At 62.1% G+C, this 10028-nt stretch carries 8 protein-coding genes; 4 read left to right on the top strand and 4 right to left on the bottom strand.

Features of this window, described 5'->3' with window-relative positions; translation table 11 throughout:
* Both NKJ89_RS35015 and NKJ89_RS35010 read left to right on the top strand, forming a co-directional pair.
* A partial coding sequence (locus tag NKJ89_RS35015) for an extracellular solute-binding protein (protein WP_352608983.1) occupies nt 1-1645 on the top strand: 1645 nt, incomplete at its 5' end.
* A gap of 16 nt (nt 1646-1661) precedes the next feature.
* Complete coding sequence (locus NKJ89_RS35010; RefSeq protein WP_352608982.1) at nt 1662-2342, top strand: DsbA family oxidoreductase; 681 nt, start codon at nt 1662-1664, stop codon at nt 2340-2342.
* A gap of 36 nt (nt 2343-2378) precedes the next feature.
* On the opposite strand, the gene NKJ89_RS35005 is transcribed toward NKJ89_RS35010, so the two are convergent.
* Nucleotides 2379-2825, bottom strand: a complete 447-nt coding sequence (locus NKJ89_RS35005; protein WP_352608981.1) for a hypothetical protein — start codon at nt 2823-2825, stop codon at nt 2379-2381.
* 602 nt (nt 2826-3427) lie between these two features.
* Between NKJ89_RS35005 and NKJ89_RS35000 the strand changes: the two genes are divergently transcribed.
* Together NKJ89_RS35000 and mgtE are read left to right on the top strand one after the other, a co-directional pair.
* Nucleotides 3428-5320 (top strand): ABC transporter ATP-binding protein/permease, encoded by a 1893-nt coding sequence (locus NKJ89_RS35000; RefSeq protein WP_352608980.1) that lies wholly within the window; start codon nt 3428-3430, stop codon nt 5318-5320.
* 270 nt (nt 5321-5590) lie between these two features.
* Nucleotides 5591-6955 (top strand): magnesium transporter, encoded by a 1365-nt coding sequence (gene mgtE / locus NKJ89_RS34995; RefSeq protein ID WP_352608979.1) that lies wholly within the window; start codon nt 5591-5593, stop codon nt 6953-6955.
* A gap of 63 nt (nt 6956-7018) precedes the next feature.
* Here the strand turns inward: mgtE and gor are convergent, their stop codons facing one another.
* The 3 genes from gor to rpiA form a co-directional block, all read right to left on the bottom strand.
* On the bottom strand, nt 7019-8410 hold the full coding sequence (gene gor, locus NKJ89_RS34990) for a glutathione-disulfide reductase (protein WP_352608978.1): 1392 nt from the start codon (nt 8408-8410) through the stop codon (nt 7019-7021).
* A gap of 113 nt (nt 8411-8523) precedes the next feature.
* Nucleotides 8524-9123 (bottom strand): DUF2059 domain-containing protein, encoded by a 600-nt coding sequence (locus tag NKJ89_RS34985; RefSeq protein WP_023757794.1) that lies wholly within the window; start codon nt 9121-9123, stop codon nt 8524-8526.
* Complete coding sequence (gene rpiA, locus NKJ89_RS34980; protein ID WP_352608977.1) at nt 9110-9841, bottom strand: ribose-5-phosphate isomerase RpiA; 732 nt, start codon at nt 9839-9841, stop codon at nt 9110-9112. Before rpiA ends, NKJ89_RS34985 begins: the two co-directional genes overlap by 14 nt.
* Nucleotides 9842-10028: the final 187 nt, after the last annotated feature.

Below are 10028 nucleotides of genomic sequence, written 5' to 3'. Positions count from 1 at the left end.
CTATTGCGTCGTCGGCAGCTTCGACAATCTCAACCCTTTCATCCTCAAGAGCCTGCGCACGACGGCGCGCGGCATGATGGATACGATCTATGGCAATCTGGTCTTCGAGCCGCTGATGCAGCGCAACTACGACGAGCCGTTTAGCCTTTACGGCCTGCTGGCCGAGACCGCCGACATGGATCCCGAGCGCAAGAGCATCGAATTCCACCTCAACCCGAAGGCCAAATGGTCCGATGGTGAGCCGGTGACGCCGGAGGATGTGCTGTTCAGCTATGACGTCTTTACGGAGAAAGGCCGTCCGCCTTACAGCGACCGTATGGCCAGGGTCGCCAAGCTCGAAAAGACCGGCGACCACAGCGTACGTTTCACCTTCAATGAGAAGGCCGATCGCGAATTCCCGCTGATCATCGCGCTGACGCCGATTATCCCGAAGCACGCATTCGACAAGGAAACCTTCGACAAGACGACGCTGAAGCCGGTGATCGGCAGTGGTCCCTATACGATCGCGCAGGTGCAGCCCGGCCAGCGCATCGTCTTCAAGCGCAACCCAGATTACTGGGGCAAGGATGTCCCTGCCAAGCGCGGTTTCGACAATTACGACCAGATCACCATAGAGTATTTCCTCAACGCCAACGCCAAGCTCGAAGCGTTCAAGAAAGGGCTTTGCGCCATCGACGACGACGGCGATCCGGTAAAGCGCGAGCGCGATCTCGATTTTCCCGCGTTCCACAAAGGCGACGTGGTTGCCGAAACCTTCGACACCGGCATTCCGCCCGTGGTGACCGGTTTCCTGTTCAACACGAGGCTGCAGAAATTCGCCAACCCGGTCGTGCGGCGCGCGCTCGGCATGCTCTACGACTTCGAATGGGCCAACAAGAACCTGTTCGGCGGCAAATACACGCGCACGATGAGTTACTGGCAGAATTCCGAGCTCTCCGCGCTCGGCCATCCGGCCGACGACAGGGAGAAGGCGCTTCTGGCGCCCTATCCCGGCCGCGTGCCGGCCGATGTGATGGACGGCTCTTACCGGCCGCCGGTGACTGATGGATCCGGCCAGGATCGCCGCGTGTTGAAGGCAGCTTTCGACCTGCTGAAGAGCGCCGGCTACCACGTGCAGAATGGAACGATGCTCGATCCTGAAGACAAACCTTTCGGCTTCGAGATCCTGACCGCCTCGCAGGATGAGGAGCGCCTCGCCGGCATCTACCAACGCACGCTGGAGAAGATCGGCGTCAATGTCACCATTCGCGGCCTCGACGGCGATCAGATCCAGTCGCGCAAGCAGCGCTTCGATTTCGAGGTTCTGGTCGGTTCGAGCGGCTTCAACAATTCGCTGTCGCCCGGCATCGAACAGACCGGGCGTTGGAGTTCGGCCGCCGCCAGGACGGAAGGCTCGTTCAATCTTGCCGGCGTCGCCGATCCGGCGGTGGACGCGACAATCGAAGCGATGCTGCGCGCCCGCACGAAGGAGGATTATGTCGCCGCGGTTCGTGTTCTCGACCGGCTGCTGATATCCGGCAACTACATGGTGCCGATGCAGCACAACACGCAGCAATGGATTGCCTACTGGAACTATCTGGAACATCCGCGAAAGACGCCCATATTTGGGTATCAACTGCCGACCTGGTGGCGCAAACCGAACTGAAATTCAGGAGATCGAGATGAGCGAACCGAACGCCGTCACCGTCGATGTGGTGTCCGACATCGTCTGCCCATGGTGCTTTATCGGTCAGAAGCGGCTGGACAAGGCGATTGCCGCTGTCGGCGATATCGCCGTGCATATCCGGTGGCGGCCGTTCCAACTCGATCCGACCATTCCGCCGCAGGGCAAGAATCGCCACGAATACATGCTGGCCAAGTTCGGCAGCGACACGCGTATCCGCGAGATTCATGACCGCATCGAGCCGCTGGGCGAGGCTGAGGGCATTTCCTTTGCCTTCGACGCCATCAAGGTGGCGGCCAACACGCTCGATGCGCACCGCCTGATCCGCTGGGCCGGTGCTGCCGGCGAAGCCGTGCAGAACAGGCTTGTGCGCCGGCTGTTCCAACTGAATTTCGAGGAAGGCGCCAACATCGGCGACCATGGCGTGTTGACCGAAGCCGCGCGCGAAGCCGGCATGGATGCGTCCGTGGTCGCCACGCTTTTGCCGACGGACGCCGATGTCGAGGCGGTTCGCACCGAGATCGCCACCGCGTCGCGCATGGGCATAACAGGCGTGCCGTGTTTTCTGCTCGAAGACAGGTACGCGGTCATGGGCGCGCAGGATGCCGATACCCTCGCTGATGCCATTCGTCAGGTGGCGGCTGCCAAGGCGCGTGGCGAATTGGAGAAGGTCGGCTGAGGCCGGCCACCCCTAGCCTTCCCGACAAGGCAAGCGTTACTTCACCGTCGCCTTGGCCTTGCTGATAAAAAATCCATGTCCGTTCGTGGCCGTGCAGGTCAGTCCCTTGGTTGACGACTGGCACGAGAACGGCCCCGCACTCCAGCTGTGGCCGTAGCCAAGCTTGTCGACGTCGCTGCAGCAACCCTGCTCGCCCGGGTTCTTGATCAGTGTGGCCGGCCCCTTGGGTCCGAGGATGATGGTGATATAGCTCGGTTCGATGCGCGAGCAGCTCAGCTCCGGGCCGCCGTCCCGCGGCTCATAGGTGCCGGTGCCGCCCTTCGGTGTGTAGATGCAGCCGATGTTGGCGGACGGCGTGTTGAACTCGATCTGGCCTTCGGCGCTTGACGGGACGCCCTGCGAGGCGGCATGCGCCGGAGGTACCCAGGCAAACAGAGGCAGCCCGGCGAAGAGGGACAGGATTGCGGCCGCGCGTGCAAGCATTGGAAACTTCCTTGTTGGAGAACCGGACATGCATGGGTATCGACAACGCCAGGCAAGGTTCAATTCCGAACGATGAATTGTCAAACGCAGCTTCCGCCATCACCATCCTCCCTGAGGCAGGATGTGACCGGAATCATCTGAGCAGCGCATTCCCTTCTGTCGAGGAGTCAGGGGGTGCCCGGCGAGATCACGAACGGCAAGTTTTCGGGTGCTCAGGTCAACCCGCAGTGAGAAAATCGGTCGGTTGCCATGATTTCAAGTTCACAAAACCGTGTGATTGCCTTCCCTAGGGGAAGCTGCCGTGACAGCTGGTCGCTGCAGGTCAATTCCTTGAAATCAATCACTATATCCTGATTTCTGCCGACCGTTGCCGTCGTATTTCAGCGTGCACTCTGTTGCCTCACGGCAACGGCTGCCGGGGTAATCCAGTCGGCCGGGTTTTAAATTAATGGAAAATGATCAATTGGTGTTACCATCCGTAACAAAAGAAAAAAGGTTTGGGCGGGATCGTGATTCGGGTCGGTAGACCATCGCAAGAGTCAGTACCGGAAAAAACACCTCGCGATGCCTCTGGGCGATCGCTTCTGACGCCGGTATCGTCGATGCGCAGCTTCTGGGGACTGATGCGGGCCTACTGGGTCTCGGACCGCTGGAAGGAAGCCTGGACACTTACGCTGGTGATCGCGCTGCTCACGGCGCTGTCCAGCAAGGCCGGTGTCTGGTTCGCCGAAGCCTCCGGCGAACTCGTCAACTCGATCGCCTTCTTCCATGACGCCGCCAACACTACGCCGCTTCGCTCGCTGCTGGTCAATGCCGGCATCCTCGTGCTGCTGGTCTTGCTCAAGGACGCCGGCTTTACCGGCATCCGCAATCTTGTCTCGGCGACATTGCACCGCAAATGGCGCGGCTGGCTCGACAGTCGCTTCAATGAAGCGTTGCTGGATGGCAATCATACCCATTTCCATGCCCAGCATGCGGCAACCGGCAGCGGCGCACCGGCCCCCGACAACATCGACCAACGCGTCCAGGAATCCATCAAGGACATGACCGGCGGCGCCATCGGCCTCGCCATGGGCGTGCTTGGCGTCGCCACTTCGCTCTATTTCGTCGGCCAGAAGCTGCTCGAAAACTCCGTCGAGGTGAAAGGCCTGGAGTTCCTCGGCAACTATGGCAGCGCCATCCTCGCCTTCCTGGGCGTCGCCACCTACGTGCCGCTGAACACATGGATCGCGGTCAAGCTCGGCAGCCTGCTCGAGCGCCTCAACGTCAGGATGCAGCAGGCGGAAGGCAGCTATCGCGGCGAGCTGACGACGTTCCTGCGCCGCAGCTTCCATGTCGCGGCGTCTCAGGGCGAAGGCGTACAGAGGACCATGCATGGCCGGCTCTATGTCGATATCGACGGCACCTGGACGCGGCTGAACATCGTCAACACGGTCTACATGTCATTCGAACTGATCTATAATTTCATCGGCGCCCGCATTGTCGCCTATGGACCTGGCCTGGTGCCGTTCATCCACAACGGCCTCGATCTCAAGGGCTACATAACCGGTTCCGAGCTGGTCAATTCGCTGATCGGGCAGTGTTCTTGGTTCATCCATGTCATGCCCGCCATCGCCACGCTGCGCGCCAACAGCCAGCGTGTCACCGAATTGGCCAACGCGATCGAGAATGTCCAGCATCCGCAGGAATTCTACAGCCAGACCGGCCGCTCCGACTTCCAGTATGGCAGCCAGAACGCGGTTTTCGGCCTGACCATCCAGAAATTGGAGCTGGCGCATCAGGGCGAGGATGCCACGCCGTTCCTCAGCGCCGCCAATCTGCGCTTCCGGCGCGGCGAATGGACCTTCCTGAAAGGCGAATCCGGTTGCGGCAAGACCTCGCTGATCAAGGCGATCAACGGCCTGTGGCCCTATGGCCGCGGCACCATCGTCTTCCCGGAAGGCGTCAAGAGTTTCTTTGCCGCCCAGGAGGTCAAGCTGCAGCCGGTGTCGCTGAAACAGCTGGTCTGCCTGCCCGGCTCCGAGCGCGACCATGGCGACGCGCAGGTCGCGTCGGCGCTGCACAAGGCCGGGCTTGGCGATTTCATCGAGCACATGGCCGACGAAAACCGCGAAGGCAAAAGCTGGGATCAGGTCCTGTCGGGCGGCCAGAAACAGAAGCTGGTGGTGGCCCGCATCGTGCTGCAGCAGCCGGGTCTGCTGTTCCTCGACGAGGCGACCGGAGCGCTCGACCCCGATGGCAAGGTTGCCTTCCACCAGGCCATCAAGGACAACTGCCCCGATGTCACGGTGATCAGCGTCATGCACGAGGCGGTGGCGCCGCGATCGATCACCGGCAGCGAATTCTATCACAGCATCGTCGCCATCGCCGACGGTGTCGCCACCAAGAAGCCGCTGGTTCCGACCTTGCCCGTCGAGCTCACAACCATTCTCGCACAGCCAAGGCCGGTCGAGGACAAGTGGCTACGCTTCTCGCGCCGGCTGAAGCAGAAATAGCGCGCCAGCGGCTTGAGTTGGCCGCAATGCGGCTGCCGACGATCACAGTCGCGCGATCTCGGCCGCTTGCCGGTATTATCCCTCCTCACCGCGATTGACACGGCAAGGCGCGCTTCTATGTTGCGCCCGCTTGCAGACAGTCAAACGCGAACCCGCAAGCAGAAAGGTCACCGCGCCATGCCTGGCGACAGTCACAGTCGAACGCAACCGCCGTCCGCCTAGACGTGACCTCCAATGGTTCATGTCCTGCCGGACGGCAAGGAGTGAGCCATGAACGAATTTACCACGGTGGCGAGCGACGAAGCCGTCGCCATCGCCCGTATCCTAGCCAACGATCACGTCGCCGACATTGTCGAGGCCCTGAACAGGGAGCCGCGGGAAACCGCGACGGAACTGCTTTGTGAAGTGACGTTCGAGCGGCTTGTCGAGATCTTCGATCAGCCTGAACTCGACGGCGCCTCCGAACTCATGGAGGCGCTGCCGCGCGCCAAGGCGGGCAGACTTCTTACCGCCATGTCGGTTGACCGCGCCGCCGATATCCTGCGCGAGCTCGACGAGCCGGCCCGTTCGGAACTGCTCGGCGGGCTTGCGCCGCCCCTGCGTGCCACGCTGCTTGCCATTCTGGGCTATCCAGAAGGCAGCGCCGCATCGATCATGACGACGGAGTTCGTCAGCGTGCCCTCGGACTGGACCGTCGGGCGCACGCTCGACTACATCCGCAAGGTCGAGCGGACGCGCGAGACCGTCTACGCGATCTATATCGTCGATCCGCAAACGCAGCTCCTGGTGCGGTCGACCGGCCTGCGCCGGCTGATCACCGGCGAGCCGGACGATTCGATCATGACGGTGGCGCCGGATCGTGCGCCGGTGACGGTCACCCCGCTCACCGATCGCGAAACCCTGGCGCAGACGATCTCCAAATACGATTTGCTGGCCGTCCCGGTCGTCGACCACGGCAAGATCCTCGGCATCGTCACCATCGACGACATCATCGATACGATGATCGAGGAGACGACCGAAGACGCGCACCGTTTCGGCGGCATGGAAGCGCTGGACGAGCCGTACATGAAGATGAGCTTCCTCGCCATGATCAGGAAGCGCGGCGGCTGGCTGTGCGCGCTGTTCATCAGCGAGATGCTGACCGCCAACGCCATGCAGAGCTATGAGGGCGAGTTGGAGAAGGCGATCGTGCTGACGCTGTTCATCCCGCTGATCATGAGCTCGGGCGGCAATTCCGGCTCGCAGGCGACATCGCTCGTCATCCGGGCGCTGGCATTGCGCGAGATCGGTCTTGGCGACTGGTGGCGGGTGGCGCTGCGCGAACTGCCCACCGGCCTCGTGCTCGGCGCCATGCTCGGCGTGGTCGGCATCTGCCGCATCGCGCTCTGGCAATATATGGGCTTCTACGATTACGGCCCGCATTGGCCGCTGATCGCGACCACGGTCGGCGCGGCACTCGTCGGCATCGTCACCTTCGGCTCGCTATCGGGATCGATGCTGCCATTCGCATTGAAACGCATCGGCTTCGATCCGGCCAGCGCATCGGCCCCGTTCGTCGCCACGCTGGTCGATGTCACCGGGCTGGTGATCTATTTCTCGGTGGCGCTGGTGATCCTGCGCGGGACATTGCTGTAGCGGCTTCCTGAACTCCGCCGTGACCGTGCCGCGGCGGAGTTCCTCAAGCCCGGGTTTTGCCCGTCAATCCACCCGCTCGCCGCCCTTCACGCGATAGGTCGGCTTGTACATGGTGACCAGTTCTTCCGCGGCTGTCGGATGCACCGCCATCGTGCGGTCGAAATCGTCCTTGGTCAGGCCGGCCTTCAGCGGAATGGCGAGAAGCTGCGCCATCTCGCCGGCGTCCGGCCCCAATATGTGGGCGCCAAGCACTTTCTTCGACGCGCCATCGACCACCAGCTTCATCAGCATCTTCTCGTCACGACCGGACAGCGTGTGCCGCATCGGCCGGAATGTCGCGCGGTAGATTTCGATGTCGAGGAAGCGTTTGACGGCATCGTCCTCCGACAGGCCGACGGTGCCGATCTCCGGCTGCGAAAAGACCGCTGTGGCGATCGTGTCGTGGTCGGGCGCGGTCGGATTTCCCTTGAAGGCTGATTCGATGAAGCACATCGCCTCATGGATCGCCACGGGCGTCAGTTGCACGCGGTTGGTGACATCGCCGATCGCCCAGATGTTGTCGAAATTGGTGCGCGAGTATTGGTCGACGGCGATCGCACCGGTCTTGGTCATCTCTAGGCCGATGCCTTCCAGCCCCATATTCTCGGTGTTGGGGATGCGGCCGATGGCCAGCATCACCTGGTCGACCGTCAGCACCTCGCCGCTGCTGAGAAGTGCATCGAGCCGGCCGTCCGGCCGCTTGCGCACCCACTCGGACACCGAATGGCAGAGGATCCTTATTCCCTTCTTTTCCATCGTCTGGTGCAGCATGCGCCGCAGGTCCATGTCGAATCGGCTGAGGATCTCCTTGCCGCGATAGACCAGCGTGGTGTCGACGCCGAGACCGTGGAAGATGTTGGCGAACTCGACTGCGATGTAGCCGCCGCCTTCGATCATGATCGCCTTCGGCAGCTCCTTGAGGTCGAAAGCCTCATTGGAAAAGATGCAATGTTCGTGGCCCGGCAACGCCGGGTGCGCAGCCGGGCGGCCACCAGTTGCGATCAGGATCTGGTCTGATGTGACGGTACGGTCTTCGCCGAGAAGATGCACGACATGCGGGTCGACGATCGTGGCGCGCGAATGGAAGGTCTCGCCGCCAGGGCCCTCGACATTACGCTTGTAGATCGCCTCCAGCCGGCTGATCTCGCGATCCTTGTTGCCGACCAGCGTCTGCCAGTCGAAACTGGCTTGCGGCACCGTCCAGCCATAGCCGGCGGCGTCAGCAAAATGCTCGGGAAATTGCGAGGCATAGACATAGAGTTTTTTCGGCACGCAGCCCCTGATGACGCAGGTGCCGCCGAAACGGTATTCCTCGGCAATACCGACCCGCTTGCCGAGTGCCGCCGCCACGCGAGCCGCGCGCACTCCGCCGGAGCCGCCGCCGATGACGAAAAGATCGTAGTCGTAACCGGCCATGACGGCTCCTCGAGCTTCGGAAATTTGAGAGACAGGTAGGCCGCAAAACGCCAAAAGAAAAGCCCGGACAAGCCGGGCTTTGCTGATGGCCGAAAGGCCGTTTGAAGGTGGGGTCAGTTGTTGTCCGCGGGCGCCGCACCATCGGCGGGTGCGGCATCATCCGCCGGCGCGGCTCCGTCCGCGGGCGCGGCAGGCGCTGCAGGCGCCTTTGCCTTGGCGGCCGCAGCCAATGTCTCGCCGACCTGCTGGGCGAGGTCGCGGCCGACACCGTTCTGCCAGATGTCGGCTGCCTTGACCAGGTCGCGTGTCACCGTCGGGCCGCTATCGAGCAGCTTCTTGCCCGAATCGGAATTGTAGAAGTTGGCGATGTCGGTCAGTTCCTTTTCGGAGAACACTTTTGCGTAGGCGAGTGCTGCTTCCTTCTCGAGGTCGGCGCGGCGCGAAGCAAGCGCCAGAGCCTTCTCGCTGATCGTCTTGCCGATCAGTTCCTGCATGTCCGGATTCTTCTGGATGAGCTGCGATTCAAGCGCGGCGGCTGCTTGCGGCAAGATGTTGTCGAACGGGTCGGTCGCGTGGATCGCGGCTACCGCGGCACGGGCGGCCTTCAGGTGCGATTCCGTCACATCCTGCGAAAACGCTGGCGACGAGAAGGCGAAAACGGCTGAGGCCGCCAGAAGGATGGAAAGGCTGCGAACCCGGTTATGCAACATCATGATCGATAGAACTCCCTGGTTTTCGGGCGGCATGGACAGTTTCGATACCGTCGCCGCCGGCGATGATGGCCGCTGACGCCAGCCCGATGAAAAGACCGTGCTCGACCACGCCCGGAATGGCGTGGAGAGCATTCGAAAGCGCTCTTGTATCCGGAATGCGGCCAAAAGATGCATCGAGGATAAAATGGCCGCCGTCTGTAACAAAAGCCTGGTCCCCCGTCATCCTCAATGTGACCGGACCGGAAAGACCGAGCTTTTCAGCCGCGGCGCCGATCGCGATTTCGGTTGCGCGCAGGCCGAACGGATTGACTTCGATCGGCAAGGGAAAACGGCCGAGTGTGGCGACCATCTTCGAGCGATCGGCAATGACGATCATGCGCTGCGATGCCGCGGCGACGATCTTCTCGCGCAGCAGCGCACCGCCGCCGCCCTTGATCAAGGTCAGATCCGGGTCGACCTCGTCGGCGCCGTCGACGGTGAGATCGAGTTCGGGCGTTTCCTCCAGTGTCGACAGCGGCACGCCAAGCTCGCGGCAAAGCAAGGCGGTGCGCTCCGAAGTCGGCACGCCGATGACGGTCATGCCGCCGGCGACTTTGTCGGCGAGCAGCCGCACGAACTCTTCGGCCGTGGTGCCGGTGCCGATGCCGAGCCGCATGCCGTCGCTCACATGGGCGAGTGCCGCCCGTGCGGCTTCGACCTTCAATTGCCTTGCATCCATGTCGCTTGCTGCCCCGGAACCCTGACGTTTGGGGGCTCGTAGCATCTTTGCCGGTCCGGTCAAAGCCCTGGCCGCTGCGTGCCCCGATGATGTGCAGCATCGCAGGGCGAAATCATGAATCGTTAACCTGCAAGGACGGCTTGGCGGTAGGTCGGGTTCATGAGGGCTTTGAGGCGCTTGCGCTTGA

This window comes from Mesorhizobium sp. M0047 (assembly GCF_040323315.1).
Lineage (GTDB): Bacteria > Pseudomonadota > Alphaproteobacteria > Rhizobiales > Rhizobiaceae > Mesorhizobium.
Note: the sequence above shows the minus strand (reverse complement) of the source record. Positions and strands in the feature narration are given on the sequence as shown.